Source organism: Streptococcus sp. 343_SSPC (genome assembly GCF_001072385.1).
Classification (GTDB): Bacteria; Bacillota; Bacilli; order Lactobacillales; family Streptococcaceae; genus Streptococcus.
This window is the reverse complement of record NZ_JVKU01000002.1, coordinates 1-605: the sequence shown is the minus strand read 5'-3', so window position 1 is coordinate 605 and position 605 is coordinate 1. Positions and strand designations below refer to the sequence as shown.

The window sequence follows — 605 nt, the reverse complement described above, 5'->3', positions numbered from 1 at the left end:
AAGAAGGGTGAGGTCATCATCACTTACGTAGATGAAAATGGCAAGGAAATCGAAAAACCTCGTCAAGACACACCAAACTCACCTTATGACACACCATATAATACCACTGAGGAAGGTGAAAAACCTAACACTATCAAGACTCCAGACGGTAAGACCTACAAGATTGTACCGAAAGGTGACTACCCAGTAGGTAAAGTGGACGAAGATGGGCACTTGGAATCATCTGATCCAGTTAAAGGTAAAGTTGACAAACCTAAGTCAATCATCACTTACGTCTATAAAGAAGTGAAGGAAGACCCAACTCAACCTAAGGGTAACGTCTATGTTCACTATGTAGATACAGAAGGCAAGACCATCAAGTCAGATGTGACCGACGAAGACGCTCAACCGGTGGATAAGGACTACGATACAGTCGTAGACAACCGTCCACAAACAATCGAAAAAGACGGTAAGACTTATGAATTGGTTCCAGCAGGTACCTACACAGTTGGTGAAGTGGATGACCAAGGTCACCTTAAGTCAACCGACCCTACAACAGGCAAAGTGATTGAAGGCGATAAGAATGTCACCTACGTATACAAACTGAAGGAAACCCCAGCAGAGCC

Annotated in this window: 1 protein-coding gene; it reads left to right on the top strand. The window is 44.0% G+C overall.

Translation table 11 applies throughout. The annotated features are described in order from the left end of the window. A partial coding sequence (locus ADH27_RS00010; RefSeq protein WP_048714743.1) for a MucBP domain-containing protein occupies nt 1-605 on the top strand: 605 nt, incomplete at both ends.